Raw genomic sequence first — 24283 nt, forward strand, 5'->3', positions numbered from 1 at the left:
GACTGGGTTTTTTGGAAGAAGCCGGCGCGACCAGTGCGACCTGTTCTCCCACCTTGAACACCTGCTCCACGCTAAGTGCCGAACCACTTAAAAAGCTGTCGGTCCACGTATCAAAGGTATTCAGGCAGGTGCGGAAGTCCGCGAATACGCGCTCAACCTTCGGCGCTTCGGGATCCATGGGCACTAGCACCAGGTTGGCCAGCACCGAGATCAAGAGACAGCCCCATTCATCAGGGCTCTAACGAACACCACCATCTGCAATCCCTCGCACTGTTTGATCAGGCGAGGGACTTTGCAGCGGTTGAAAGAGGAGGGGAGTAGAGCTTATCCGGCAGTTACGTGGGACGTTTCAGCAGCTTTTTCGCGCAGCACCAGGCTGCACAGCGCCGGCAAAAACAGCAGGGTCAACACCGTGCCCACCAACACCCCGCCAATCAGCACATAGGCCAGGGACGACCAGAATACCGACAACGTCAACGGAATAAACGCCAGCGCCGCCGCCAGTGCGGTCAGGATCACCGGCCGCGCACGCCGCACCGTGGCTTCGATGATGGCCTCGCGAATTGCCATGCCGTGGTCCTGGTTCTGGCGGATCTGGTCGGTGAAGATCAGCGTATTGCGCATCAGAATGCCGCCGATGCCAATCAGGCCCAGGATCGCGTTGAAGCCGAACGGCTGGTTGAACAGCAACAAGGTCGGCACTGCACCAATCAGGCCCAAAGGCGCGGTAGCGAACACCATGAACATCACGCCGAACGAGCGCACCTGGAACATGATCACCGTGAGGGTCAGCAGGATCATGATCGGAAACAGCGCCGCCAGGGCCACGTTGGCCTTGGCGCTTTCCTCAACCGGGCCGCCGATGTCGATTTTGTAACCGCTGGGCAGTTTGGCGATCAGTGGCTGCAGGTCTTTGTACACGGCCATTTCCACATCGGGCGGTTGTACGCCGTCGATGATGTCGGCGCGCACTTCCACGGTGGTGGCGCGGTCGCGGCGCTTGAGGATCGGCTCTTCCATTACCGCCTGGAAATGCCCGACCTGGGCCAGCGGCACCGACGTACCGGCGCTGTTGGTCAGCGTCATGTTGTTGAGATTGGCCAGGTCTTCGCGTTGGCTGCCTTGGGCGCGGGCCACCACTGAGACGGTGCGGTTGCCTTCGCGCACTTCGGTGATCGGGTTGCCGCTGAGCAGGGCGTTGAGTTGGGACTTGACCTCGTCGGGGGTAAAACCCAGCAAGCGCAAGCGATCCTGGTCCAGCACCAGGCGATAACCGCTGGCGCGTTCGCCCCATTCGAGGAAGGTGTCTCTGGTCAGCGTGTTGCCAGCCACAACCTGACGCACGTCTTCCGACAGCCCGCGCAGCACATTCAGGTCCGGCCCGGAGACGCGGAACACCACCGGGAACGGCACCGGCGGTCCGAAGACGAGCTGCGTGACCCGTACCCGCGCCGACGAAAATTCGCCTGCTGCAATGCGCTCGCGCATCCGCAGTTTCAGTGCGTCGCGGGCGTGGGAATCCGGGGTTTGCACAATCAATTTGGCAAACGCCGGGTCGGGCATTTCAGGGTTCAACGATAGGAAAAACCGCGGTGCACCGCCGCCCACATAGGTGTCGACCATACTGGTCTGCGGCTCTTGCAACAGCGCCTTCTCCACCTGCGCCGCCACGGCTTCGGTGCTTTTGAAGGCGCTGCCGGGTGGCATATACACTTCCAGAATCAGTTCCGAGCGGTCGGAGTCCGGGAAGAACTGTTTCTTCACTACCGCCATACCCAGGCCGCACACCACGAACGCGGCCACCACCAGCCCGGTCACCAGCCAGCGCCCGCGCACGCAAGCCTCCACCAGGCTGCGCAGTTTCTGGTAGTAGCGCCCGGCATAAATCGCATCATGCCCGCCGGGCACTGGCTTGATCTGCGGCAACAACTTCACGCCCAGGTAGGGCGTGAACACCACGGCCACCAGCCAGGATGAAATCAGCGCGAAACCCACGATCCAGAAGATATTGCCGGCGTATTCACCCGCCCCGGAGCGCGCAAACCCAACCGGCAGAAAGCCGATGATGGTGACCAGGGTGCCGGTCAGCATCGGCGCCGCCGTGGAGCTCCAGGCGTAGGTGGCCGCGTGGATGCGGTCAAAGCCTTCTTCGAGTTTGACCACCATCATCTCGATGGCAATGATCGCGTCGTCCACCAACAGGCCCAGGGAGATGATCAATGCCCCGAGGGTCACGCGGTCGAATTCGCGGCCCGTGACCAGCATGATCACGAACACGATCGACAGCGTCAGCGGCACGGCCGCCGCCACCACGAGCCCCACGCGAAAGCCCAGGGCCAATAGGCTGATCAGCATCACCACCGCCAGGGCGACGAAGAATTTGAGCATGAATTCATTGACTGCCAGGCTGATGTTTTTCGCCTGGTCGGAGACCTTGGCGAAGTTCACGCCCAGGGGCAGGTCGGCCTGAATCCGCGCTTCTTCGGCTTGCAGGCTCTTGTCCAATTCCAGGCCGTTCCAGTGCTTCTCCATGATCACGCCCAGCATCAACGCCGGGTCGCCCTGATGGCGGATGCGATAACTGGGCGGGTCTTCATAACCGCGGCTCACGGTGGCCACATCGGCGATGCGCAATACGCGGCCATTGACTTGCAGGGGCACGTTCTCGATCAAGGCCAGGCTGTCGAACGCGCCGTCGATGCGGATATAAGCGCGGGCGCCCGCCGTTTCGACGAAGCCTGAGGGCGCCACGGCGTTTTGTGCGGCGAGGGCGGCGAAGATCTGTTCGGGCTTGATGCCCAGGGTTGCCAGGCGCTCATAGGAAAACTCCACAAACACGCGTTGGGCCTGTTCGCCAAGGATATTGACCTTCTTCACCCCTGGCAGGTTGAGCAAACCCTGGCGCAGCTCCTCGGCCATTTGCACTTGTTGGCGATGGGGCAGGTGTTCGGCTTCCAGGGCGTACAACGCAAAGTACACGTCGGAATATTCATCGTTGAAAAACGGCCCGATCACGCCCTTGGGCAGGCGCGTGGCTTCGTCGCTGAGTTTTTTGCGGGTCTGGTAGAACAGTTCCTGGATTTCGCTCGGGCGTGTGGACTCCAGGAAGGTCATGCGCATCGACACAAAGCCTGGCTGGGCGATGGTCTCGACGCGGTCGTAGTAGTCCAGTTCCTGTAGGCGTTTTTCCAGGCGGTCGGCCACTTGCTCCTGCATCTCCTGGGCGGTGGCGCCGGGCCAGGCGGCGGTGATGGTCATGACCTTGACGGTAAACGAAGGGTCTTCGGCGCGCCCCAGCTTGCCGAACGCGAAGACCCCGGCGACGAGGATCGCAATCAGCAAGAACAAGGTGACGGCGCGGTGTTTGACGGCCAGTTCGGAGAGGTTGATCCCGCGCATACTCATTGATCCTGCTGACGGTTGAGGGCCAGCGCCTGGGCGGGCAGCAAGCGCACCGTGTCGCCGCTGTGCAGCAGGTGAGCGCCGAGGGCGACGACGGTTTGGCCGGGTGTTACGCCGCTGTCGAGCAAGGCGTCTTCCTGGCCGAGGCTGGCGACCTTCACTGGGGCGAAGCTGATCTTTTGGTCATCGCCAATCAGCCAGACGCCCGTGCCTTGCCCCGCATCCTGCAAGGCGCCAATCGGCACGCGGGTTTGCAGCGGCTGGCCATTGCCTTGCAGGCGTACGGTGATGGTGGAGCCGAGGGCGAACCGCTCGACCGGACCCTGCAGCACATAACGTGCGCGGTAGGTGCGGGTGACCGGGTCGGCGCTGGCGGACAGTTCGCGCAGGGTGGCGGTCACGGCCTGGTCCGCTGCGCCAAAGGGAAGCGCCAGGGCTTTTTGCGCGGCCAGGTCACGCCGGTTCTCCGGCAGGTTGACGATGGCTTCGCGGGCGCCGTCATGGGCCAGGCGCGCCACGATTTGCCCTTCGGCCACCACTTGGCCGCGATCGGCCAGTACGTCGGTGATGATGCCGTCGCCATCGGCCTTGAGGACCGAATAAGTGCGGCGGTTTTCGATCTGGCTGGCGTCCGATTGCGCCGCGGCCAGTTCGGCCTGGGCGACGCGCAGGTTGGTGGCCGACTGGTCGAAGATCTGCCGCGACACCGCGCCGGTACTGGCCAGGCGTTGGTAACGGTTTTCATCATCACGGCGCTGGCGCAGTTGGGCCTGGGCGGCGTTGACGCGGTTCTTGGCCGAGCGCAGCGCCAGTTCGAAGTCGCCGATGTCCAGCACCAACAGGGTGTCACCACGGGAGACGTGCTGGCCGGGGTCGACCTTGCGCTCGATCACCTTGCCGCTGACCCGAAAGCCCAGGTCACTTTCAGTGCGTGCCGCCACCACGCCGGTATAAGCGCTTTGCTGGGTGCCGGCTGCTTCGACTTTGACGGCCAGCACCGGGCGCGATGTGGGCGCCTGGGCGGCGCTGTCGGCCTTGCTGTTACAACCACTGAGGACCACCAGCAGAGCCAGGGGCGTGAGAAGGCGCAGGGGGAGAGGGGGCATGGCGAACTCCGGAAACCATTGTGCAAAAAATTATGGGCGTAATCTTTTGCTTATATTATGGTTGAAATATAAATTAATCCAGCCCCCGATATTCCCAGTCAGCTATGCGCCAATCTCCAGTGGGCTTGTTCGTGAAAGCGGAGTGTCTGTCCCTGATGACCCGCCGTCAGGCGGAACCCTAAGTGGCCGTTACCGCAGCAATGGATATGTACACAATCCAACTGTGTTGACTGCAAGGCCGCCTTCGCGAGCAAGCCCGCTCCCACAGGTTAAAGTATCGTTCTATATGTAGAACGATCAGGGCCAATTTTACCGTCTAGTGCTCAGGAGTGAGGCGAATTAAGCTGTACTCACTTTGGAGGTACACCATGAAAAAGCTGATTGGTATCTACACCAGCCCCCGCGCCCACTGGGTCGGCGATGGCTTTCCGGTACGCACGCTGTTTTCCTACGACACCATGGGCAAGCACATCAGCCCATTCCTGTTGCTGGATCACGCAGGTCCGGCCGAATTCACCCCGACTGAACAACGTCGCGGCGTCGGCCAGCACCCGCATCGCGGTTTTGAAACCGTGACTATCGTCTATGACGGCGAAGTCGAGCACCGCGATTCCACCGGTGCCGGCGGCAAAATCGGCCCGGGCGATGTGCAATGGATGACCGCAGCCAAAGGGATCCTGCACGAAGAGTTTCACTCCCAAGACTTCGCCCGTAGTGGCGGCGCACTGGAGATGGTGCAACTGTGGGTCAACCTGCCGGCCAAGGACAAAATGGCGGATGCCGGTTACCAGACCATCGTCGATGGCGACATTCCGGTGCTGCCATTGGCAAACGACGCCGGCCACCTGCGCCTGATCGCCGGGAAATTTGCCGGTACTCAAGGCCCGGCCCGCACCTTCACGCCAATAGACGTATGGGACTTGCGCCTCAACGCCGGTAAAGCGGTCACGCTGGACCTGCACGCCGGGCGTAACACCGCCTTGGTGGTGCTCAGCGGCACGTTGTTGATCAACGGCGAGGAGGTCGCACGCCAGGGGCAATTGGCGCTGTTCGAGCGCGACGGTAAGCAACTGACCCTGGAGTCCAACGACGACGCCAAGGTGCTGCTGCTCAGCGGCGAACCCATCGACGAGCCCATCGTCGGCCACGGTCCGTTCGTGATGAATACCGAGCAGGAGATTCACCAGGCATTTGCCGACTTCCAGTCGGGAAAATTCGGGCAGATGCACGCCTGACGGTTCACCGCCACCTCCTGTAGGAGCGAGCTTGCTCGCGAAGAACTTCAACATACCGCGCTCAATCAGACAGCACGCGTGATCGTTGTGGTTTTTCGCGAGCAAGCTCGCTCCTACATTTTGTTTCCAGGGTTCTGATTTCATGCGATCTTCTCGGCATTCGCCCTGGAGTCGCCTGGATGCCCTCATTTATCGCTGATCACCCGATGCTGTGCGCCGTGGCGTTGATCCTGATCGACATCGCCGTGTGGCGCCTTATTTCCGCCAACCTGGCTAACTGGAAACTCGCAGCGCGGCTGGTGATTTTCGCGGTATTCAGTGCCGTGTTGTTCAACGACGGCATGAACCCCATGCAGGCGGCGCCCTATGCCGATGACACCACCTTGCACCTGGCCGCCACGGCATTGCAGATCGGCTGGTGGCTGTTTGCGGCGCGCACCCTCACGGTATTGCTCGGCGCAGTGATGATGCAGCGGGTCGGCCATACCGGGCGCTTGTTGCAGGACCTGATGGGCGCGGTGATTTTCCTCATTGCGATCATCGCCGCCATGGCCTACGTGCTCGACCTGCCGGTCAAGGGCGTGCTGGCCACCTCCGGCGCCGTGGCAATCATCGTCGGCCTGGCGTTGCAAAGCACTCTGAGCGATGTGTTTTCCGGGATCGTCCTCAATACCACCAAGCCTTACCAGATCGATGACTGGATCTCCATCGACGGCACCGAAGGCCGCGTCACCGACATCGACTGGCGCGCCACGCGCCTGCAAACCTCCCAGGGCAGCCTGGCGGTGATCCCCAACTCCCTGGCGGCCAAGGCCAAGATCATCAACTTCTCGCGCCCGGCAGACATGTTCGGCCTGGCGGTCAGCCTGCAAGTGAGCCCCCATGCGCGCCCGCAAACCGTGATCGAAGCGCTGGAACGTGCGATGCAGGGCTGCCGGCCGTTGCTGGCCCAGCCGGCGCCCAGCGTCGCGTTCAAGGCGTCCACCGGCAGTGGCGTGGAGTATGAGATCAGCGGCTTTGTGCCGGCCATGGGCCTCAAGCGCGAAACCCGCAACCAGCTTTACGACCTGGCCTACCGGCATTTGCAGGCGGCGGGCGTGGGCCTGTTGTCCGCCACCGAAGGCAGCACGCCGCCTGCGGTGTCTGGCGCCCGCGCCTTGCTGGAGCGCTCGACGATCTTCTCCACCTTACGCCAGGAAGAAAAAGACACCTTCAGCCAGAACATGACCCTGCACACCTACCGCGCCGGTGAGATGATCCTGGCGGCGGGGGAGGTCAGCGATCACCTGTTCATCATCGAGTCCGGCGTGGTCTCGGTGCTGTTGATCAAGGACGGGCACACGTTCGAGGCAGGGCGCATGGGCCCGGGGGAGGTGATCGGTGAGTCCGGCATTCTCTCCGACCAGGCGGCGCTGGCGGATTTTTCGGCCAAGACCTACTGCACGCTCTACCGCATCGAAAACGAATACCTCAAGCCGTGCCTGGACGCCCGGCATGATATCGGTGAAGCCATGAAGGCGCTGCTGGACTTCCGCCGCCATGCCGCCCAGGCCCTGACCGAAGACGCGCCCGTGGTACCGGTCAAGAAGGGCTTCATCCAGTGGCTGAGGAACCGCGGCCTGTAGATTGGTCACCTGTTCTTCGCCCGGATTGGCTATTTCTCCAGGACGCCGGGGTGACTAACCTGCTCACCAATCCCACTGTCCTGGAGCAACACCATGCAAACCCGTACCGATTTCTACACCGCTTCCCCAGACGCCATGAAAGCCATGCTCGCCCTGGAAGCGGCAGTCGGCAAACTCTCCATCGAACTGCCACTGCTGGAACTGGTGCGCCTGCGCGTATCGCAGATCAACGGCTGCGCGTTCTGCCTGGACATGCACACCGCCGATGCACGCAAGGGCGGCGAAACCGAGCGGCGCCTGTACACCGTGTCGGCCTGGCGTGAAACCCCGTTCTTCACCCCGCGCGAGCGCGCCGCCCTGGCTTGGGCCGAAAGCCTGACCCTGCTCAGCCAGACCCACGCCCCGGATGAAGACTTCGACGCACTGGCCGCCCAATTCAGCCCCCAGGAACAAGTCGACCTGAGTGTCGCCATCGCCACCATCAACAGCTGGAACCGCCTGGCGGTGGGCTTTCGCAAGATGCCCAAGTAAGGCCGTCAGTTGGCTTTGAAATAGCTTCGCGGCGTGGTGCCGGTCATGCCTTTGAAAAAGGCGATCAGTGCACTGTCGCTGGCAAAGCCCAGTTCAAAGGCGCAGTAGCCCAGGCTGCGCCCGGTGGCGAGCAGTTCGATCACCCGCATCAGACGCCACTGTTGGCGCCATTGCTGATACCCCAGGCCGGTTTCCTTGAGGAAAATCCGGCCGATGGTCTTGGTGCTGGCGCCAATGTGCTGTTCCAGGTCCTGCAGCGTGGGGGGCAGGCGGTCGAGCTGGGCTAGCAGCGGCGCCAGGCGCTTGTCCCGTGGCAACGGCAGCAGCATGGGTTGTGCGGCTGCGTGGCGGATTTCATCCAGGCACAGCCCCAGCAAATGGGCATAGCGACCCGCCTGCCAATCAGTCTCGAACGGCGCCAGGGCCATGGGTTCCAGCACTGCCCTGAGCAAGGCACTCACTTCGATCACCCGCACCTGGGCCGGCAACTGCTCGGCCAGGGCCGCACTCACATACACCGAACGATAATCCACTGCCTGCTGCATCACTGCGCGATGGGGCAGGCCGCTGGGGATCCAGGCTGCGCGGCTAGGTGGCAACAGGCACAGTTGATTGTCCAGGGTGATGCGCGTGCAACCTTGCTGGGTGAACAGCAGTTGCCCGCGCTGGTGCACATGCAGGCCCGAATCGTGATTGCCCAACACCGCCGCGATGCCGATCACGGGCGCTGAGTAAACATCGGGGTTGAAAGACGCGGTGGCGGCAAGCCAGGCCATGGGTTGTCCGATTTGATGGATAAAGTGTCGAAGTCTGGATAATAGCCCAGCTGGCGCGCCCTAGAATCCGTCCGTTGTGTTTATGGAGGGATCTTGTGATGACGTTTAAAAAATTGCTGGCGCTGACCATGGCCCTGCTGATGTTCCCGCAGTTGGCCCAGACCCTTTACAGCCCGGCCTTGGGCGATATCGGCCGGGCCTTTGATGTCGCGCCCGAGCGAGCGGGGCAGACCTTGTCGGTGTATTTCCTCGCCTTCGCCCTGGGCGTGGTGGTGTGGGGCCGGTTGAGTGATCGTTTGGGGCGGCGGCCGGTGATGCTGATGGGGCTGGCAGTCTATGTGGGCGCTTCGGCGCTGGCCTTGACTGCGACGACATTCAACGCCTTGCTGCTGGCCCAGGCCTGCGCGGCATTGGGTGCGGCCGTGGGGTCGGTGGTCACGCAGACAGTGCTGCGTGACCGTTTCCACGGTGCCGAACTGGCCCAAGTGTTTTCCGTGATGGGCGTTGCGCTGGCCGCCAGTCCTGCTATCGGCTTGTTCAGCGGTGCGAGCCTGGTGGAGTTTTTCGGTTACCGCGGTGTGCTCTGCACGTTGCTGATGCTCGCGGGGGTGTTATGGGGCTGGTGTTGGTGGGCCTTACCGGAGACCCGTCCGGCATCGCTGCCCACCGCCGCCCTTGGCCAGACGCTCGGCCTGATGCTCAAGGATGCCGGAGTATGGCGCTCGGTCGGGTTGGTCGCGGCGTTCAATATTGCGCTGTTCAGCTATTACAGCGTGGGGCCGTTTATCTTCGCGCAGCAGGGGCGTTCCACCGCCGAGTTTGGTTACAGCGGTGTGCTGCTGGCGCTGGGCTCCGGCTCGGGTGCATGGCTGAACAAAGCCTTGCTCAAGCATGGGTGGAGCGGCGAGCGGTTGGTGGTTGTCGCCGCCGCGGTGACCGTGGTGGGGAGTCTGTTGGTGTTGGCCCTGCAGCACAGTTGGCTGTTGGTGTGGCCGATGCTGTTGGTGGTGCTGGCCTTCGGCATGGCGATTCCCAACGTGCTGGGGGCGGCCCTGGTCGATTACCGTGACCGCCTTGGCACCGCCGCCGCCCTGTTTGGCTTGCTGTACTACCTGGTGATTGGTGGCGGGCTGGCTTTGGTGACCTGGTCCCAGGATCTTGGCTGGAGCCTGTTGGTGTGCGCTTTGGCGGCGTTGTGGCTGGCCACGTCGCGGCTATTCAGAAGTTGACCGACGCGCTCAGGCGCGCGGTCAACGGTGCGCCCTGGAACAGGTAGTCATCACCCATGTATTCGCCGGCGTCGCGCCAGTAGCGCTTGTCGAACAGGTTATCGACGCTCAGGCGAAACACCGTTTCGTAGCCATCGACCTTGGTGGTGTAGCGGCTACCGACGTTGACCACGGCGTAGTCGCCCACTTCCACATTGCCGGTGCGATTGGCGGACTTCTTGGCGCTGTATTGCACGCCGCCCAATACCGCCAGGCCGTTGACCCAGGGCAGGGCGTAGTCGGCGTACACGCTGGCGCGCAGCTTGGGCACGTTGATCGCCTGATGGCCTTCGTACGCCGGCGTGCCGCTGCCGCTCACCCGCGCTCGGATCGCGGCCACGCTGGTGGCGATCTGCAGACGGTCGGTGGCCCAGCCGTTGGCGGACAATTCAATGCCGGTGTTTTTTTGCTGGCCCTGCTGCACGTAGTTGAACGTGTCACCTTCGGGTTTGGCGTACTGGTAAGCCTGGCGCGTCTGGAACACGGCGGCGGCGAAGCTGATACGGCGCCAGTCGTATTTCACCCCGGCTTCGATCTGGCGCGAGACGGTGGGGGCGAGTGTTTCATCGGCATTGCTTGCAAACCACGGCGCGGTGCCGCCCAGGGACAGGCCCTTGCTGTAGCTGGTGTACAGCGAAACGTTGTCCACCGGCTTGTAGATCAGCGAGGCCTGGGGCAGGAACACGTACTGTTGGGTGTGGCGGGTCTGGTTGCCGGTGACGCTGTCGAAGGCTTTTTCGTCCAGGCGCACTTCACGGCCGCCGAGGATGGTTTGCCAGTGCTCGTTGAAGCGGATGCGGTCGGTGACGAACAGCCCGTACTGGCGGCTGTCGAGGTTGCGGTGGCTGTCGTTCAACGGCTTGTCGGTCGGGGGAAAGCTCGGCACCTCTTCGTTGATATTGGCGGTGCCGATGAATTCGTTGACCGACTTGCGTTTGTCGATCACTCGGCGAAACGCGCTGCTGCCAAAGGTCAGTTCATGGCCGATGCCGGCAGTGTCGAAGAGGCCGGTCATGGCCGCCTGGATTTCGTCGTCGCGGCGAGTGTCGTCCGGGCTGCGGTAGTCGTAGACGTCGTAATTGCCTTCGGGGCTGAAGTAGTTCGGCACGCTGGCGGCACTGCAACTGGCCGAACCATAGCAACCCCAGGCAAACGAGCTGTAGTCATCAATCACCACCTTGCTACGCGCCGCGCTGACACTGCCTTTCCACTGAACGCTGAAACGGTACTCGAACTTGCCGTTGAGGTTCAGCGAATCAATCCCGACCTGCTTGCCGCCCGTCTGGTGCCCCAACAGCTTCTTCGGTGAAGCACCGTGGGGCACTTCGGTGCCCCCCAGCAGTTGATACCCCGGTACCGAACGCTGTTGCTTGTTCTGGTATTCGGCGTCCAGTTGCAGCACGGCGTCGGGGCTGATGTTCCAGTCAAAGGCCAGGGACACGAAATCGCGCTGGCCGTTGGCGTGTTCCACATAGGAATTGAGGTCTTCATGGGCGACGTTGGCACGCAGGCCGAACTGCTGCTCGCTGCCAAACCAGCCGCCGACATCGGTGGCGATATAACCGCTGCCGCGATCATCGGTGGACACCGTCACCGAGCGCACATCCTGGGGGCGTTTGGTCACGTAGTTGATCACCCCGCTGGGCTCGGAAATGCCGCTCTGCAAACCCGCCAGGCCCTTGAGCACTTCCACCTGCTGCTTGTTCTCCAGCGCGACGTTCTGCTCGCCGGTGATGGTGCGCCCATTGATCTTGTAACTGCTGGCCGCGTTCAGCGAAAAGCCACGCACCACGAAATTCTCGTAATAACCGATAGGCGCATAACTGTCGCCCACTGAGGCATCGTTGCGCAGCACTTCACTGAGCAAGCGTGCCTGCTGGTCCTTGATCAGCGCGGCGTTGATCACGGTGATCGAGGCGGGGGTGTCCAACAGCGGCGCTTCATCAAAGCCGCCCACCGACGCGGTTTCACTGCGGTAGCCCGACTCATCCTGGCCCTGGACCTTTACCGTCGGCAACTCGATCTCGGCGGCCAGGCTGCTGCCGATGCCGCCACTGAGCAACAGGCCGAGGGCGAAACGTGAAGTGACGACGGGGCGAAAACGCAAAACCATGGGGCAAGGCCTTAAAGCGCTGGGCGGGGGGCGCCTAAGCTAGGCATAAGCGCGGCCTTTTACAAGCTTTCGCGCAAGGTTCGCACGGCGAGACAACCCGTCTCAGCTCCGATGCCGATCCTGTTGCGGCTCGACAGCCAGGCGCCGGCTTGCGATAGACAAGGCTCCCCTCATCGTTTCAGGAGATTGTCATGGGTATCGCAGGTAAAGTCGCGCTGGTCACCGGCGCCGGGCAGGGCATAGGCCGGGCTATTGCCATGCGCCTTGCACAGGACGGCGCCGATGTCGCGTTGGTGGACATTGACGGCGCCAAGCTCAACGCCGTGGCCGCCGAAATCGTCGCCACCGGCCGCAAAGCCTCTGTGTTCATCGCTGATGTATCCAGACGCGAACAGGTGACGGCTGCGGTAGAGCATGCCCACCAGACGCTGGGCGGATTCGACATCATCGTCAATAACGCCGGAGTGGCGCAGATCGACTCATTGCTCGATGTCAGCCCGCAGCAGGTCGAGCGCACCCTGGATATCAACGTCAAGGGCGTGCTGTGGGGGATCCAGGCGGCCGCCAACAAATTCAAGGCGCTCAAGCACAAGGGCAAAATCATCAATGCTTGTTCAATCGCAGGGCATGAAGGCTTTGCGCTGTTAGGGGTCTACTCGGCGAGCAAATTCGCGGTGCGCGCCTTGACCCAGGCGGCGGCCAAGGAACTGGCGAGCGCGGGGATCACGGTAAACGCCTATTGCCCCGGTGTGGTGGGCACCGATATGTGGGTTGAGATCGACAAGCGCATGGCCGAGATTACCGGGGCGCAGGTGGGGGCAACCTACAAGCAGTACGTGGATGGGATTGCCTTGGGCCGTGCGCAAACGCCGGAGGATGTGGCGGGGTTTGTGGCATTTCTGGCAGGCCCGGACGCAGACTATATGACCGGGCAGGCGCCGTTGATCGACGGTGGCCTGGTCTACCGCTGACAGCGTGGTCGACTCGCCTGCGTGGGAGTCGATCCCTTGTATCAGTGGGTTTTGCCGGGCATATCAATACCCAGTTGGTTCACGCGTCGGTACAGGGTTGCCCTTGAAATCCCCAGGGCCTGTGCCGCAGGCGAGGGTTTCCAGCGATGGCGAATCAACGCATCCAGAACCATTTGACGCTCGGGGCTGGCGCTTTGCTCTTCCAGCCCTTGAGGCTGCTCGCCCCGGATTTCAATCGGCAAATCCACCACTTGCAGAGTAGTGCCTTCGCACACCGCACAGGCGTACGCCAGCACATGCCGCAGTTGCCGCACATTGCCCGGCCACGCATAACCCAGTAGCAATTGCAGTGTGGCCTGGCCGATGCCCAACGACACGCCACTGTTACGCGCCTCTTGCTCCAACAGCCGATTGATCAGGGCCAGCTTATCGGTGCGTTCGCGCAACGGCGGCAGGCAGAAGCGCGCACAACCCAGGCGAAAGTACAGGTCTTCACGGAATCGGCCCGCGCTGACCAGCGCCGCCAAATCGCGGTGGCTGGCGCAGATCACCTGAATGTTCACCACGCGGGTTTTCGCTGCGCCCAACGGCGCGACTTCACCCTCGGCCAGCACCCGCAGCAACCGTGTCTGCAACGCCAACGGCATATCGCCGATTTCGTCGAGGAACAACGTACCGCCGTCGGCTTGCAGTAGCAGCCCGCTCATGCCTTTGCTGGAGGCTCCGGTGAAGGCGCCGGGCGAATAGCCGAACAGCTCGCTTTCAATCAGGCTCTCCGGAATCGCCGCGCAGTTCACCGCCACAAACGGCCCGTGCCGGCGCGCGCTGTGCTCGTGCAACTGGCGGGCGAAGACTTCTTTGCCGACGCCGGTTTCACCTTGCACCAGCACGGGCAGGTTGCGGTCCTTGACCCGCGCAGCCAAGCGCAGGTGCTCCTGGATCCGCGGGTCGACTTGAGTCTCTGGCAGCGCCCGAACCGAGGGGCGTCGGGGTGCATTGACCCTCACGTGTACCGCGCCGGGCTTGCCCAGCCAGTGCAACTGCCGGGTTGACTGATCAGTGGCTGCACGCAATGCATCCACATCGAACACTTCGCCGATATGCTCAGGCAGCTGGCCAAAGCGCAAGCGCAGGGCTTGACGCGCCTTGCTGTTCAAGGCGTGCAGACGTCCGTCCTGGTCCCAGGCCAGCAGCAGGTCGGGTTGGCTGTCGACAAAGCCTGGAGTGCTATGGGCTTGTAACACCCAGTGCTGCCGGGCGCTGTGCATGAAAAAAGCGTTTTCGATGGCCTGGGCGCTCTGCGCCACCATCTGCCGTATCAGGTGCTGGCTGCCGCGGTCATCCGGCGACTTGAGCGCCGAGACATCCAGCACACCCAACAGGTGGCCCTGCGGGTCGAAGATGGGCGCAGCCGAACACGTCAGGCCGATAAACGCTGCGCGAAAGTGATCACGCTTGTGCACCGTTACCGCCGTTTTACTGGTCAGCACCGTGGCCACGCCGCAGGTGCCTTCCTCGGCTTCCGACCAGCAGGTGCCCAGGTAAAGGCCGGCCTTGCGGCAGTCGGTGCGAATGCTCGCATCGACACGGTGATCGATGGTCTGGCCCTGGGCGTCGGTGAGCATCACGCAGTAGTCGGCATGGCGCACGCGATGGTGCAACTGTGCGACTTCTTCGCCGGCGATGCGCATGAACAGCTCGGCGCGCTCGCGGCATTCCTTGAGCAAGGGTTCGCTGAGGATACGTGGACCTTGCAGGGAGCCGGGGTCCAGGCGGTGTTGCTCCATGGACCGCCGCCACGAATCGAAGATCAGCGACGGCACGGGCGCCTGGGGCAGGCGCTCGGCATTGCGGACCACGCGACTGACACAGTCGACATGCTCCCTGGAGTTCATGGCGAGCATAAAGCCTCCGGTTCTCAAGCTTTGTTGTTATGCGCGTCATTAAGCGCGCATGTGTGCCCACGGACAAGGGCACCCTGACCAACGCCTGCATTGAGACGCTGCGTCTCATGCCGCTGAGACTCAAGGGTCGAACTGCGTGGTTGCGTCTCACATTTAGTCGACCACTTGCCTGGGCATCGCTGTGTGGCAAGGCTCTGGATCAAGGCTTTGCCAGGTTTTCTCGACGGTTGGCACAAGCTGTGCTGAACAGCTTGGCACTGGCCGCAGCCAGTTTTTTGTGCGTCGAGACAACCTGGAGAACAACAAGATGTCCACCCACCTGTGCACCGATCAGTTACTGCATGCCTACACCGTGATGCGCACCATCCGCGATTTCGAAGAACGCCTGCATGTGGAGTTCGCCACCGGCGAGATCCCCGGTTTCGTTCACCTGTATGCCGGTCAGGAAGCCTGCGCCGCTGGCGTCATGGCGCACCTCAATGATGATGATTGCATCGCGTCCAACCACCGCGGCCACGGACACTGCATCGCCAAGGGCGTCGACGTGTTCGGCATGATGGCCGAAATCTATGGCAAGAAAACCGGCGTGTGCGGCGGCAAGGGCGGCTCCATGCACATCGCCGACCAAGAGAAAGGCATGCTCGGCGCCAACGGCATTGTCGGTGCCGGCGCACCGTTGGCCGCGGGGGCTGCGCTGGCTGCCAAGCTCAAGGGGAGCCAGGGCGTGGCAGTGGCGTTTTTTGGCGACGGTGGCTCCAACGAAGGTGCCGTGTTCGAAGCGATGAACCTGGCGTCGATCATGCAGCTGCCGTGTCTGTTTGTCGCCGAAAACAACGGTTATGCCGAGGCCACTGGCGCCGGTTGGTCGGTGGCCTGCAAAGACATCGCCGAGCGCGCCGCCGGGTTTGGTATGCCGGGGGTGATCGTCGACGGCAATGATTTTTTCGCGGTGCATGAAGCACTCGGCGTTGCTGTGGAGCGGGCGCGCCAAGGCGACGGGCCAACGCTGGTCGAGGTCAAGCTCAGCCGTTTCTACGGGCACTTCGAGGGCGATGCGCAAACCTATCGCGGCGCTGACGAAGTGAAAAACCTGCGCGAAAGCGCCGATTGCCTGGCCTTGTTCCGTCAGCGCTGCCATGCCGAAGGCTGGCTGGATGCAGCGCAGTTCGAGCGCATCGACGGTGAAGTGGCGCAATTGATCGAAGACGCCGTACGCCTGGCCAAAACCGATCCCAAGCCCCAGGCCGCCGACCTGCTAAGCGACGTTTACGTGGCCTACCGCTGATACCAACCCTATAAAAACAAGACGTGGAGAGAATCTAATGGCTCGTAAAATCAGCTATCAGCAGGCGATCAATGAGGCCTTGGCTCAAGAGATGGGCCGTGACCAGAGCGTATTCATCATCGGTCAGGATGTGGCCGGTGGCACCGGTTCCCCCGGTGAGCAGGACGCATGGGGCGGCGTGCTTGGCGTGACCAAGGGCTTGCACCCGCAATTTCCCGGGCGCGTGCTGGACGCACCGTTGTCTGAGGTCGGCTACGTGGGCATGGCGGTGGGCGCCGCTACCCGTGGCATGCGCCCAGTGTGCGAATTGATGTTCGTCGACTTCATCGGCTGCTGCCTGGACCAGTTGCTCAACCAGGCTGCCAAGTTCCGCTATATGTTCGGTGGCAAAACCACTACACCGCTGGTGATCCGTGCCATGTACGGCGCCGGTTTGCGGGCGGCTGCCCAGCATTCGCAAATGCTCACCTCCATGTGGACGCATATCCCCGGCCTTAAGGTGGTATGCCCGGCCACGCCCTACGACGCCAAGGGCATGTTGATCCAGGCAATCCGCGACAATGACCCGGTGATTTTCCTTGAGCACAAAATGCTCTACGGCATGCAGGGCGACGTACCGCAAGAGCTGTACACGGTCCCGTTTGGCGAAGCCAACTTTGTGCGTGAGGGCAAGGATGTGACGCTGGTGACCTACGGCCGCATGCTGCATATCGCCCTGGAGGCTGCGGCCAACCTGGCGCGTCAAGGCATTGATTGTGAAGTGCTGGACCTGCGCACCACCAGCCCGCTGGATGAAGACAGCATCCTTGAAAGCGTCGAGAAAACCGGGCGCCTGGTGGTGATCGACGAATCCAACCCACGCTGCTCGGTCGCCACCGACATCAGTGCCCTGGTGGCCCAGCGGGGGTTCGCTTTCCTGCGCGCTCCCATCGAGATGGTCACCGCGCCGCACACCCCGGTGCCGTTTTCCGATGCACTGGAAGACCTGTACATCCCCAACGCCGCGAAGATCGAGGCCGCCGTGATGAAGATCGCCGACAAGAGGACCGCCGCATGATTCATACCCTGACCATGCCCAAATGGGGCCTGTCGATGACCGAGGGCCGCATCGATGTCTGGCTCAAACAACCCGGCGACCGAGTGGAAAAGGGCGAGGAAGTGCTGGACGTGGAGACCGACAAGATCTCCAGCAGTGTCGAGGCGCCTTTTAGCGGCGTGCTGCGTCGGGTACTGGCGCTCAGTGATGAAACCCTGCCGGTGGGCGCTCTACTGGGAATTGTGGTGGAGGGCGAGGCGACAGAGGCTCAGATCGATAGCGTGATCGAAAGCTTCAACGCCGGGTTCGTCTCCAGTGCCGCCGAAGCCGAAGAGGCCGGCCCCAGCGCACAAAAAGTCGAGGTAGGCGGGCGCTTGCTGCGTTATCTGGACATGGGCGAGGGCGGCACGCCGCTGGTGTTGGTGCACGGCTTCGGGGGCGATCTGAACAACTGGCTGTTCAATCAACCGGCCCTGGCCGCCGAACGCCGGGTGATTGCCCTGGACCTGCCAGGGCACGGGGAGTCGGGCAAGTCTCTGCAAACGGGAGACGCTGCCGAACTCAGTCACGCCGTACTGGCATTGCTCGACCACCTGGCGCTCGACCGTGTGCATTTGGCCGGCCACTCCATGGGTGGGCTGGTGACCCTCACCGTCGCCAGCCTGGCGCCTGCACGTATCGCCTCCATCACCTTGATCGCCAGCGCCGGTCTGGGTGCCGATATCAACGGCGATTACCTGCGAGGTTTTGTCGAAGCCAACAACCGTAACGCGCTCAAGCCGCCATTGACTCAACTGTTCAGTAACCCTGCGCTGGTGACGCGGCAGATGCTGGAGGACATGCTCAAATTCAAGCGCCTGGAAGGGGTGGATCAAGCGTTGCGCCAACTCGATCACAAGCTGTTCGATGGCGGGCGGCAGATGCTGGATCTTCGCAGCGAGGTGGGCCGCCAGCCGAGCCTGGTGATCTGGGGCAGTGACGATGCGATCATCCCGGCAAGCCACGCCCAAGGGCTGCAGGCTCAGGTGCATGTATTGCCGGGGCAGGGGCATATGGTGCAGCTGGAGGCGGCGGAGCAGGTCAATCAACTGATCTCCACCTTTTTGAAAGCGCAGCCCTGATTGAGGTTCAAGGGAGGGACGGTTTGGCCTGTCCCTCCCACAAGGTCAAGGGTGTTTTTTCAGCTGGAGCGTTTCAGGGTTTCGCTGGGCAGCTCCTGAAAAAGCGCCCGGTAGCTGTTTGAAAACCGCCCCAAATGCCAGAACGACCAATTCATCGCGACCTCGGCCACCGTGGTGTCGGTCGTGCTCAGCAACTCCCGCCGCGCCCCGTTCAAGCGGCGCAACCGCAACCACTGCGCCGGGCTCATCCCTGTGTAGGTCTTGAACCCTTGCTGCAATTGGCGCAACGGCACCCCCGCAATCTGCGCCAGTTCCAACAGGTTGGCGGTTTCATCCGGCGCATCCGCCGCCCATTCGCCGATGCGCGCCATCAATTGGCGTTCTTCGCTGCGCTTTTGCAGTGAACTGCCGTCCAGGCACACGCAGGCGTTGTCGAGGATAAACAGGCAGTCGTCGAGCAGTTGCTGGGTGAGGGCATCGCGGCTGATGGGGTCGGTCAGTGCCGACAGGCGCGTAAGGGTGCCGCTCAGCCAGCGAGTGAACAGCGCATTTTGCCGACAGCTCAGCGGTGCCATGAACAGGCCTTCGAGCTTGGCCATATCCAGGCCGTGGCGCTGGACGAACTGCGGGCCGAACACCACGGCCACTTCGCGGTAGTTGACCGGGGTGATCCAGGTGTTGCGGCTTTCGCCATTGAGCAGGTACAGCGCGTTGTCACTGGCGTCGAAACAGAACGCCAGGGCGCCGGCAGGTGCGTTGAAATGCTGCTCCACCCGGGTGTTCATGCATTCTTCGTAGACCTGCACCCCTTGCAGGTCGAGGTAGCGCACCTGCCCGGCAAAATGCCCGGGGGACATCTGCTGGTACTGCTGCACCCAGCCGGGTGTCGCACTGCATTGGGCGGCCACATCGCCGGTGGCGAAGGCCTGTACGCGCAAAGCGGTTGCCTGTGTCATGGTGATCCGTGCGCACTCTATTGGTGCGTTGTGCCGCGTGCAAAGTGGATAGATGCCGTTTCAAGGCTGGCCCAAGATAGACCTCAATGCGCTGGGAGTACAACCCGGCGTCGCATCCCACCCAAGACGAGGTCCTTATGAACGCCCCCTTCGATCAGCTGTCCACCTGGCTGAAAGAACACAAGATTACCGAAGTCGAATGCGTGATCAGTGACTTGACTGGCATCGCACGCGGCAAGATTGCACCCACCAACAAGTTCCTGCATGAGCGAGGCATGCGCCTGCCGGAAAGTGTGTTGCTGCAAACGGTAACCGGGGACTTTGTCGACGACGATATCTATTACGACCTGTTGGACCCGGCCGATATCGACATGATTTGCCGCCCGGTCGCCAACGCCACTTACGTAGTGCCGTGGGCCATCGAGCCCACCGCCATCGTGATCCACGACACCTTCGACAAGCAGGGCAACCCCATCGAACTGTCGCCGCGCAATGTGTTGAAGAAAGTCCTGCAGCTCTACACCGACCAAGGCTGGCAGCCGATTGTCGCGCCGGAAATGGAGTTCTACCTGACCCAGCGCTGCGAAGATCCGGACCTGCCATTGAAAACTCCCATCGGCCGCTCGGGCCGCGCCGAAACCGGGCGCCAGTCGTTTTCCATCGATGCCGCCAACGAATTCGACCCGCTGTTCGAAGATGTCTATGACTGGTGCGAAGCCCAGGGCCTGGACCTCGACACCCTGATCCACGAAGACGGCCCGGCGCAGATGGAAATCAACTTTCGCCATGGCGACGCCCTGGACCTGGCCGACCAGATCACGGTGTTCAAGCGCACCTTGCGCGAGGCCGCCCTCAAGCACAACGTCGCCGCCACCTTCATGGCCAAGCCGGTGGCCGACGAGCCCGGCAGCGCCATGCACCTGCACCAGAGCGTGGTCGAAATCGCCACCGGCAAACCGGTGTTCGTCGATGCCGACGGCAACATGAGCCCGTTGTTCCTGCATCACATCGGCGGCCTGCAGAAGTACATCCCCAAGCTGCTGCCGATGTTTGCACCCAACGTGAACTCGTTTCGGCGTTTTTTGCCGGACACCTCGGCGCCGGTCAACGTCGAATGGGGCGAAGAGAACCGCACCGTCGGCCTGCGCGTACCCACTTCCAGCCCGGAGGCGATGCGCGTGGAAAACCGCCTGCCGGGCGCCGATGCCAATCCTTACCTGGCGATTGCTGCCAGCTTGTTGTGTGGCTACCTGGGCATGATCGAGCACATCGAACCCAGTGCCCCGGTGGAAGGCCGCGCCTATGAACGCCGCAACCTGCGCCTGCCGTTCACCCTCGAAGATGCGCTGGCGCGCATGGAGGATTGCGACACGGTCAAGCAGTACCTGGGCGAAAAATTCGTGCGCGGCTACGTCGCGGTCAAGCGCGCCGAACATGAGAATTTCAAGCGGGTGATCAGTTCCTGGGAGCGTGAGTTCCTGCTGTTGAGCGTCTGAAAACAAGCATAAGAGGGGTGACGATATGCGTCTTGTGAACAAGCTTCTTCCACTGGCCCTGGTCGCGGCGTTCAGCGGTGCCGGTCAGGCGGCGCCGACGGTGAGTGTCTACAACTGGACCGATTACATTGGCGAGACCACCTTGGCGGATTTCCAGGCCAAGACCGGCATCAAGGTGATCTACGATGTGTTCGACTCCAACGAAACCCTGGAGGGCAAGTTGCTGGCCGGGCGCACCGGGTATGACGTGGTGGTGCCGTCCAACCACTTCCTGGCGCGCCAGGTGAAGGCCGGCGCGTTCCTCAAGCTTGACCGCGCGCAGTTGCCCAACTTCAAGAACCTGGACCCCAAGCTGCTGAAGTTACTGGAACAGAACGACCCCGGTAATGCGCACTCGGTGCCGTACCTGTGGGGCACCAATGGCATTGGCTACAACGTCGACAAGGTCAAGCAAGTGCTGGGCATCGACCGCATCGACTCGTGGGCCGTGCTGTTTGAACCGGAAAATATCAAGAAGCTGCATGAGTGCGGCGTGGCCTTCCTCGATTCAGCGGATGAGCTGTTCCCGGCGATCCTCAACTACATGGGCAAGGACCCACGCAGCGAGAATGCCGAGGACTACAAGCAGGCCGAAGCCAAGCTGCTGACGCTGCGGCCGTACATCACCTATTTCCACTCTTCCAAGTACATCTCGGACCTGGCCAACGGCAATATCTGCGTGGCCTTCGGTTATTCCGGCGATGTGTTCCAGGCCGCCAACCGCGCCAAGGAAGCCAAGAACGGGGTGAACATTGCGTACTCGATCCCCAAGGAAGGCTCTAACCTTTGGTTCGACCTGTTGGCGATTCCGGCCGATGCGAGCAACCCTAAAGAAGCCCATGCGTTCATCAACGACCTGCTTGAGCCTGAGGTGATTGCCAAGGTCAGCACCTCGGTGGGCTATGCCAACGCCAACCCGGCCGCCAAGCCGTTCATGCCTGCGGAGCTGGTGAACAATCCTGAGGTGTACCCGCCCCAGGACGTACTCGACAAACTCTATATCTCCACCACGCCTACGCCGGCGACCATGCGCGTGATGACCCGCGCCTGGAGCAAAGTGAAGTCCAACCGATGATGCAGTCCAATGAACATGCCCCGTCCTATTACCGCGCTTCGGCGAATGCCATGGTGCAGCGGCCCGCACTTGAGGCAGACCTGAGCGCCGATGTGTGTGTGATCGGCGGCGGTTTCACCGGGGTCAACACCGCCATTGAACTGGCCCAGCGCGGGCTTTCGGTGGTGCTGCTGGAAGCGCGCTGCATCGGTTGGGGCGCCAGCGGGCGCAACGGTGGGCAATTGATCCGTGGCATTGGCCATGATGTCTCCGGGTTTGCCAAATACGTGGGCGAGGAGGGCGTGCGCTATATGGAGCAAGCCGGTATCGACTCGGTCGCCCTGGTGGGCCAGCGCATTGCCGAGCACGGCATCGACTGTGACCTGCGCTGGGGCTTTTGCGAACTCGCCAATACTCCGGCGCAGTTCGCGGCGTTCAAGGGCGAACAGGCGCACCTGGCGGCCGTGGGGTATGCCCATGAAACGCGGCTGGTCGGCCCACAAGACATGGCACAGGTGGTGGGCTCTGCTATGTATGCCGGCGGCCTGGTCGACATGGGTTCCGGGCATCTGCACCCGCTCAACCTGATATTGGGTGAAGCGCAGGCGGCCGAGGCCCTCGGGGTGCGTATCTTTGAGTACAGCCCGGTGCTGGAGCTGATCCATGGCGAGACGGTGCGGGTGCGCTGCACAGGCGGCAGCGTGCGCGCAGCCAACCTGGTGCTGGCATGCAATGCCCATCTTGAGGAACTGGAGCCGCGCTTGAGCGGCAAGGTGCTGCCGGCGGGCAGCTACATCATCGCCACCGAGCCACTGCCTGAACCAGTAGCCCAGCAGTTGATCCCGCGGAACCTGGCGCTGTGCGACCAGAAAGTCGGCCTGGATTACTACCGGCTGACTGCCGACCGGCGCCTGTTGTTCGGCGGTGCCTGCCACTACTCGGGGCGCGACCCCCAGGACATCGCCGCGTACATGCGCCCGAAAATGCTCAAGGTGTTCCCACAGTTGGCCAACACGGCTATCGAGTTCCAGTGGGGCGGCAAGATTGGCATCACCGCCAACCGCTTTCCCCAGGTCGGGCGGCTCAAGCAGTACCCCAATGTGTTCTATGCCCAAGGCTATTCCGGTCACGGCTTGAACGTGACGCACTGGTGCGCACGGTTGCTGGCCGAAGGGATACACGCGGGGGCAAGCCAGGGCCTGGATATTTTCAGCCAGGTGCCGCACATGACCTTTCCCGGTGGCAAGGCGCTGCGTTCGCCACTGCTGGCGTTGGGGATGTTGTGGTATCGGTTGCGCGAAGTGCTCTGATTGATCGTTCCCACGCTCTGCGTGGGAACGCCGCCGCGGACGCTCCGCGTCCCGCCGTTTAGTGACGCGGAGCGTCATGGGATGCATTCCCACGCGGAGCGTGGGAACGATCAGCGGAGCGTGGAAACGATCAGTCGGTCAGCACTTTGCGAAAGGTTTCCACCAACGGCCTCAAGTTGACGCGGTGCCATGCCGCCCACAGCGGTGTGGTGTAGGCCAGCCACGGCAGCTCGCGCAACACTACGCCTGGCGGTGCGTTGCGGCTCAGGCCTTTTTGCACCATCGCCACCCCCAGCCCGGACGCCACCAGGCCCAGTGCGGTAAAGGGCTCGCTGGCTTCCATGGGAATCTGCGGGGTGAAACCGGCACGGATACAGGCGGCGACGAAATCATCGGCCGGGTTGGCGCCAGGTTTGCGCTGCACGCCGATCCATTGTTGGTCGGCCAGGTGCTCGGGTAACAGTTCATGTTGTTGAACTAGCGGATGCTGTTCGGGCAGAGCCAGCAGCATCGCGTCGTCGAGGACTTGCCAGGCGGTCAGGTCCGGGTCGTCGGCGGCAGGTGGTTCGCTCACCAGGGCGATGTCCAGGCTGCGTTGGCGCAAACCTTCCAGTTGTTCCAGGGAGGGCAGGTTATACAGCTTGATATGCACGGCGGGCCTATCGTCGCGCAGTATGCGCAAGGCATTGGGCAAGACACCGGCGTGCATGGCGTTTTCGATATAACCGATGCACAAACCGCCTTCTTCGCCGCGGCCCAGGCGCTTGCCCAGGGACTCCAGGCGGTTGGCGTGGGTCAGCAGGGCCTTGGTTTCGGCCAGGAAGGTCTGGCCGTCGCGGGTCAGGCGGATGCGCTGCTGGCTGCGCTCGAACAGGGTCAGGCCCAGGCGTTCCTCGAGCTGGGCGATCTGCCGGCTCAGGGGCGATTGGGAAATGTGCAAGCGCTCGGCGGCGCGGCCGACGTGTTCTTCTTCGGCCACCACTTCGAAGTAGCGCAACTGGCGTAGATCAATCATGTAAGACCTGCAAGGACTCAAGTTGGTCGCAGTATGTCTT

At 62.3% G+C, this 24283-nt stretch carries 19 protein-coding genes; 11 read left to right on the forward strand and 8 right to left on the reverse strand.

Going from position 1 to position 24283, the window contains the following annotated elements:
• From BMH52_RS29930 to BMH52_RS05245, 3 genes are all read right to left on the reverse strand, one after another.
• A partial coding sequence (locus BMH52_RS29930; RefSeq protein WP_143192513.1) for a hypothetical protein occupies window positions 1-214 on the reverse strand: 214 nt, incomplete at its 3' end.
• A 110-nt stretch (window positions 215-324) separates the two neighbouring features.
• Window positions 325-3399: an efflux RND transporter permease subunit gene (locus BMH52_RS05240; RefSeq protein ID WP_020301847.1), complete on the reverse strand. Its 3075-nt coding sequence runs from the start codon at window positions 3397-3399 to the stop codon at window positions 325-327.
• A gap of 2 nt (window positions 3400-3401) precedes the next feature.
• Window positions 3402-4508, reverse strand: a complete 1107-nt coding sequence (locus tag BMH52_RS05245) for an efflux RND transporter periplasmic adaptor subunit (protein WP_073843094.1) — start codon at window positions 4506-4508, stop codon at window positions 3402-3404.
• Between the two features lie 368 nt (window positions 4509-4876).
• Between BMH52_RS05245 and BMH52_RS05250 the strand changes: the two genes are divergently transcribed.
• From BMH52_RS05250 to BMH52_RS05260, 3 genes are all read left to right on the forward strand, one after another.
• Window positions 4877-5743, forward strand: a complete 867-nt coding sequence (locus BMH52_RS05250) for a pirin family protein (protein WP_054896578.1) — start codon at window positions 4877-4879, stop codon at window positions 5741-5743.
• Window positions 5744-5922: 179 nt separating this feature from the next.
• Window positions 5923-7368: a mechanosensitive ion channel family protein gene (locus BMH52_RS05255; protein WP_072434437.1), complete on the forward strand. Its 1446-nt coding sequence runs from the start codon at window positions 5923-5925 to the stop codon at window positions 7366-7368.
• A 93-nt stretch (window positions 7369-7461) separates the two neighbouring features.
• Window positions 7462-7899: a carboxymuconolactone decarboxylase family protein gene (locus tag BMH52_RS05260; RefSeq protein ID WP_003190655.1), complete on the forward strand. Its 438-nt coding sequence runs from the start codon at window positions 7462-7464 to the stop codon at window positions 7897-7899.
• 5 nt (window positions 7900-7904) lie between these two features.
• Here BMH52_RS05260 and BMH52_RS05265 read toward each other — a convergent pair whose 3' ends face one another.
• Complete coding sequence (locus BMH52_RS05265) at window positions 7905-8675, reverse strand: helix-turn-helix domain-containing protein (RefSeq protein ID WP_038449861.1); 771 nt, start codon at window positions 8673-8675, stop codon at window positions 7905-7907.
• Window positions 8676-8773: 98 nt separating this feature from the next.
• On the opposite strand from BMH52_RS05265, the gene BMH52_RS05270 reads away from it, so the two are divergent.
• The gene (locus BMH52_RS05270; protein ID WP_072434438.1) at window positions 8774-9904 is read left to right on the forward strand and encodes an MFS transporter; all 1131 of its coding nucleotides are present in this window, start codon (window positions 8774-8776) and stop codon (window positions 9902-9904) included.
• Here the strand turns inward: BMH52_RS05270 and BMH52_RS05275 are convergent.
• Window positions 9894-12056: a TonB-dependent siderophore receptor gene (locus BMH52_RS05275; protein WP_073843096.1), complete on the reverse strand. Its 2163-nt coding sequence runs from the start codon at window positions 12054-12056 to the stop codon at window positions 9894-9896. The two genes, BMH52_RS05270 and BMH52_RS05275, sit on opposite strands and share 11 nt — an antisense overlap.
• Window positions 12057-12247: 191 nt before the next feature.
• Between BMH52_RS05275 and BMH52_RS05280 the strand changes: the two genes are divergently transcribed.
• Window positions 12248-13027 carry an acetoin reductase gene (locus tag BMH52_RS05280; RefSeq protein ID WP_003190660.1) on the forward strand — a complete coding sequence of 260 codons (780 nt, stop codon included), beginning with the start codon at window positions 12248-12250 and terminating at the stop codon, window positions 13025-13027.
• A 41-nt stretch (window positions 13028-13068) separates the two neighbouring features.
• On the opposite strand, the gene BMH52_RS05285 is transcribed toward BMH52_RS05280, so the two are convergent.
• On the reverse strand, window positions 13069-14931 hold the full coding sequence (locus BMH52_RS05285; protein WP_034125781.1) for a sigma-54-dependent Fis family transcriptional regulator: 1863 nt from the start codon (window positions 14929-14931) through the stop codon (window positions 13069-13071).
• 307 nt (window positions 14932-15238) lie between these two features.
• On the opposite strand from BMH52_RS05285, the gene BMH52_RS05290 reads away from it, so the two are divergent.
• Genes BMH52_RS05290 through BMH52_RS05300 form a run of 3 tightly spaced genes read left to right on the forward strand, consistent with a single transcriptional unit; the run spans window position 15239 to window position 18373 of the window.
• Window positions 15239-16216 (forward strand): thiamine pyrophosphate-dependent dehydrogenase E1 component subunit alpha, encoded by a 978-nt coding sequence (locus tag BMH52_RS05290; protein WP_057977155.1) that lies wholly within the window; start codon window positions 15239-15241, stop codon window positions 16214-16216.
• A 37-nt stretch (window positions 16217-16253) separates the two neighbouring features.
• Window positions 16254-17273 (forward strand): alpha-ketoacid dehydrogenase subunit beta, encoded by a 1020-nt coding sequence (locus tag BMH52_RS05295; RefSeq protein ID WP_003190665.1) that lies wholly within the window; start codon window positions 16254-16256, stop codon window positions 17271-17273.
• Window positions 17270-18373 (forward strand): acetoin dehydrogenase dihydrolipoyllysine-residue acetyltransferase subunit, encoded by a 1104-nt coding sequence (locus tag BMH52_RS05300; RefSeq protein WP_072434440.1) that lies wholly within the window; start codon window positions 17270-17272, stop codon window positions 18371-18373. The genes BMH52_RS05295 and BMH52_RS05300 overlap by 4 nt, the downstream gene beginning before the upstream one ends.
• Window positions 18374-18432: 59 nt before the next feature.
• Here BMH52_RS05300 and BMH52_RS05305 read toward each other — a convergent pair whose 3' ends face one another.
• A complete protein-coding gene (locus BMH52_RS05305; RefSeq protein WP_072434441.1) occupies window positions 18433-19329 on the reverse strand; it encodes a helix-turn-helix domain-containing protein in 897 nt (298 codons plus the stop codon).
• Window positions 19330-19466: 137 nt separating this feature from the next.
• Here BMH52_RS05305 and BMH52_RS05310 point away from each other — a divergent pair, with 137 nt between their 5' ends.
• Genes BMH52_RS05310 through BMH52_RS05320 form a run of 3 tightly spaced genes read left to right on the forward strand, consistent with a single transcriptional unit; the run spans window position 19467 to window position 23228 of the window.
• Window positions 19467-20825: a glutamine synthetase family protein gene (locus BMH52_RS05310; protein WP_014718136.1), complete on the forward strand. Its 1359-nt coding sequence runs from the start codon at window positions 19467-19469 to the stop codon at window positions 20823-20825.
• Window positions 20826-20850: 25 nt separating this feature from the next.
• Window positions 20851-21939, forward strand: a complete 1089-nt coding sequence (locus BMH52_RS05315) for a polyamine ABC transporter substrate-binding protein (RefSeq protein ID WP_034125776.1) — start codon at window positions 20851-20853, stop codon at window positions 21937-21939.
• Window positions 21936-23228, forward strand: coding sequence for an FAD-binding oxidoreductase (locus tag BMH52_RS05320; RefSeq protein ID WP_073843098.1), 1293 nt, complete (start codon window positions 21936-21938; stop codon window positions 23226-23228). Before BMH52_RS05315 ends, BMH52_RS05320 begins: the two co-directional genes overlap by 4 nt.
• Window positions 23229-23358: 130 nt before the next feature.
• Here BMH52_RS05320 and BMH52_RS05325 read toward each other — a convergent pair whose 3' ends face one another.
• Window positions 23359-24243 carry a LysR substrate-binding domain-containing protein gene (locus tag BMH52_RS05325; protein WP_073843100.1) on the reverse strand — a complete coding sequence of 295 codons (885 nt, stop codon included), beginning with the start codon at window positions 24241-24243 and terminating at the stop codon, window positions 23359-23361.
• Window positions 24244-24283 lie beyond the last annotated feature (40 nt).

Origin of the sequence: Pseudomonas sp. BTN1 (genome assembly GCF_001907715.1) — a bacterium.
GTDB classification, from domain to species: domain Bacteria; phylum Pseudomonadota; class Gammaproteobacteria; order Pseudomonadales; family Pseudomonadaceae; genus Aquipseudomonas; species Aquipseudomonas paracarnis.

Bases quoted from the DNA above. Each gene is read 5' to 3' on its own strand.
- BMH52_RS05265 (WP_038449861.1), bottom strand. From the start codon at position 8,675: ATGGCCTGGCTTGCCGCCACCGCGTCTTTCAACCCCGATGTTTACTCA.
- BMH52_RS05325 (WP_073843100.1), bottom strand. From the start codon at position 24,243: ATGATTGATCTACGCCAGTTGCGCTACTTCGAAGTGGTGGCCGAAGAA.
- BMH52_RS05255 (WP_072434437.1), top strand. From the start codon at position 5,923: ATGCCCTCATTTATCGCTGATCACCCGATGCTGTGCGCCGTGGCGTTG.
- BMH52_RS05250 (WP_054896578.1), top strand. From the start codon at position 4,877: ATGAAAAAGCTGATTGGTATCTACACCAGCCCCCGCGCCCACTGGGTC.
- BMH52_RS05290 (WP_057977155.1), top strand. From the start codon at position 15,239: ATGTCCACCCACCTGTGCACCGATCAGTTACTGCATGCCTACACCGTG.
- BMH52_RS05305 (WP_072434441.1), bottom strand. From the start codon at position 19,329: ATGACACAGGCAACCGCTTTGCGCGTACAGGCCTTCGCCACCGGCGAT.
- BMH52_RS05315 (WP_034125776.1), top strand. From the start codon at position 20,851: ATGCGTCTTGTGAACAAGCTTCTTCCACTGGCCCTGGTCGCGGCGTTC.
- BMH52_RS05295 (WP_003190665.1), top strand. From the start codon at position 16,254: ATGGCTCGTAAAATCAGCTATCAGCAGGCGATCAATGAGGCCTTGGCT.
- BMH52_RS05310 (WP_014718136.1), top strand. From the start codon at position 19,467: ATGAACGCCCCCTTCGATCAGCTGTCCACCTGGCTGAAAGAACACAAG.
- BMH52_RS05280 (WP_003190660.1), top strand. From the start codon at position 12,248: ATGGGTATCGCAGGTAAAGTCGCGCTGGTCACCGGCGCCGGGCAGGGC.
- BMH52_RS05320 (WP_073843098.1), top strand. From the start codon at position 21,936: ATGATGCAGTCCAATGAACATGCCCCGTCCTATTACCGCGCTTCGGCG.
- BMH52_RS05240 (WP_020301847.1), bottom strand. From the start codon at position 3,399: ATGCGCGGGATCAACCTCTCCGAACTGGCCGTCAAACACCGCGCCGTC.
- BMH52_RS05270 (WP_072434438.1), top strand. From the start codon at position 8,774: ATGACGTTTAAAAAATTGCTGGCGCTGACCATGGCCCTGCTGATGTTC.
- BMH52_RS05245 (WP_073843094.1), bottom strand. From the start codon at position 4,508: ATGCCCCCTCTCCCCCTGCGCCTTCTCACGCCCCTGGCTCTGCTGGTG.
- BMH52_RS05260 (WP_003190655.1), top strand. From the start codon at position 7,462: ATGCAAACCCGTACCGATTTCTACACCGCTTCCCCAGACGCCATGAAA.
- BMH52_RS05300 (WP_072434440.1), top strand. From the start codon at position 17,270: ATGATTCATACCCTGACCATGCCCAAATGGGGCCTGTCGATGACCGAG.
- BMH52_RS05285 (WP_034125781.1), bottom strand. From the start codon at position 14,931: ATGCTCGCCATGAACTCCAGGGAGCATGTCGACTGTGTCAGTCGCGTG.
- BMH52_RS05275 (WP_073843096.1), bottom strand. From the start codon at position 12,056: ATGGTTTTGCGTTTTCGCCCCGTCGTCACTTCACGTTTCGCCCTCGGC.